Genomic DNA, 2,638 nt, shown 5'->3' with positions numbered 1-2,638 from the left:
ACCACAGCATTGACGGTCAGCCGATGCCGCCGCGCGAACGAAAAGAGCTGACCGGACAATTCCTCCGACAACTCCACCTCCACCCGCTCCGAAGAACGGGCCTGACCGGCATGAACAGCCGGCCGGTCATACAGCAACGCCACCGGCGCATCAAAACCCGCCAGACCAGCGCGCCAAAACTCCTCCGCCACCCCCACACCACGCCCCGCCATCCACCCCGCCTGCACACCCAACGCACGACCACCCACCACCACCGGCAACACCAACCCATCCCGCCGCGCCGCATAGTCATCCAGCACCAGCGACACCACCCGAGCCAGACTCCAGCCGTCCAGCAGGATGTGATGGAAGGTGAACAGCACCCGGATACGGTCATCCGTGAGCCGGGCGAGCGTCAGCCGGGCGAGTGGAACGGAGGCCAGGTCCAGACCGCGACTCCGGTCGGCGGCGACACGGTCGGTCCAGAGTGAGGCCTGCTCGGGCGCCGAGGCGGTGCGCCAGTCGAGGATCTCGACGGGCAGCGCGACCGACTCGTACACCACCTGTACCGGCTCGGGCACGCCTTCCCACACCACCCCGATCCGCAGCGCCTGCACCTCGTCGACCATCCGCTGCCAGGACGCGACGAACCGGTCGGCGTCGGACACACCGTCGACGGCGAACATGAGCTGCTCGAAGTAGGCGCTGGAGCCGTCCTGGGCGAGCGCGTGGAAGAGCATCCCGGACTGCAACGGCATCAACGGCAGCACCTCCTCGACACCACGCCCGTCACCGACCGCCGCGTCGAGGGCCGCCTGATCCAGCGGCGACAGCGGAAAGTCCGACGGCGTGACGCCACCCGCACCCGGCGACTCGCAGTGCGCCAGAAGGCTCTCCAGCTCCTCGGCGAATCCGGACGCCAGCTCCTCGATCACCTCGTCGGAGAACACACCGGCCGACCGGACCAGGTGAACTGTCAGACGCCCGTCGATCACACGGGCCGCGACATCCAGGGCATGGGCCCGGGGGCCGAGCGGGCCGTGCTGCCGCCCGTCGGGTCCGGGCCCCGCCATGGCGTAGAGCGCGCTCCGGGCGGGCGGGACAGCGGCCTCGGTCGCGCCGAGGCAGCTGTAGCCGACCTGCGGACGGACCGTACTCCCGAGGTCGCCCGCCGCCGAGTCGGGGTCCCCGAGGTAGCGCAGCGCGCCGTACCCATGGCCATGGCCGGGTACCCCACGCAGCCGTTCCTTCGCGGACTTGATCAGTACGTCCCACGCGGCCGGGTCCGCGCCACCAGCGGCACCGGGCGTGCCGTCCTCGCCGGAGGTGCCGGAGGTGCCGGACACCAGCTCCAGCGGGAAGACCGTGCTGAACCAGCCCACCGTCCGCGACACATCGACGCCTCGGAACACGTCCTCGCGGCCCGCTCGCTCGACGTCCACGACGACGCGGCTCTGGCCGGTCCACCGGCCCAGTACCCGGCCGAGCACCGCGAGCAGCACGTCGTCCGGCCCGGTCCTGTACAGCGACGTGACATCGTGGCAGAGCTTCCGCGTCGACTCGGCCGACAGCTCCACCGATGTGACCAGGCCCTGATGCGAGGCGTCGGGCGCGGGTGTGCCCTGACCGGGCAGTCCGGTGGGTACGTTCTGGCCGACCCGGCTCCAGTACTCCAGCTCCGCGTCGAAACCACCCGCCTCCACATGCGCACGCAACCTCGAAGCCCACTCCTGGAACGACGCGGAACGCGGCCCCAGATCCACCACCGCCCCGGACACCAACTGCCCATACGCCAGCGCCAGATCCGCCAGCAACACCCGCCACGAAGCCTCGTCCACGACCAGAGGGTGCGCGATCACGGCCAACTGAGCTTCGGCCTCTCCGCGTTCGAAGAGCGCGAAGCGGATCAGCGGTCCCTCCGCCAGATCGAACCCGGTCCGCAGGGCCTCGACGGTCTCGTCCATAGCCGCTCGCGCGGCCGGCGCCGAGAGCGCCGAAAGATCGTGACGGTCGAGGGCGACGGACCGGTCCTCGGCGAGATTGCGCTGCCGCCAGCCCGCGCCGGTCCGTTCGTAACGCAGTCGCAGGGCGTCGTGATGGGCCACCAACGCGGTCACCGCACCAGCGAGCGCCCTCGGGTCGGTGCCGGGACGCAGGCCGAGCCGTACGACAGTGCTGAGCAACCGCGGGTCCTTGCGGTGGGTGCGGAAGAACCAGCGCTGAACGGGGGTGAGTACCACAGGGCCCTCCACGGGCGGTCGGTCCTGACCGGCGGATTCGTCGGCAGCGGTGCTGGTCGGCGCGGCGGCGAGGGCCGCGACGGTCTGCCGTACGAACAGGTCCTGGACGGCGAGCACGATGCCCGCGGCGCGGGCCTGGGAGACGACCTGGATGCTGAGGATCGAGTCCCCGCCCAGATCGAAGAAGTTGTCCTCCACACCCACCCGCTCAAGACCGAGCACACGCGCCCAGATCCCGGACAGGATCTCCTCCCTCGCCGAACGCGGAGCCACATACCCGGCCTCTCCCACACCGGACGACTCGGGGGACGACTCCAGGGAGGGCAGCGCCTTGCGGTCGACCTTGCCGTTCGGCATCAACGGCAACGCGTCCAACACCACAAAGGCGGACGGCACCATGTACTCCGGCAGCACACCCG

General features: G+C 70.4%; 1 protein-coding gene. It reads right to left on the bottom strand.

The genetic code is table 11. The features are described from left to right. On the bottom strand, positions 1-2,638 hold a 2,638-nt coding region (locus tag AB0M67_RS41545), incomplete at both ends, for a condensation domain-containing protein (RefSeq protein ID WP_365753404.1).

Origin of the sequence: Streptomyces sp. NPDC051662 (assembly GCF_040681655.1) — a bacterium.
Taxonomy (GTDB): domain Bacteria; phylum Actinomycetota; class Actinomycetes; order Streptomycetales; family Streptomycetaceae; genus Streptomyces.
Note: the sequence above shows the minus strand (reverse complement) of the source record. Positions and strands in the feature narration are given on the sequence as shown.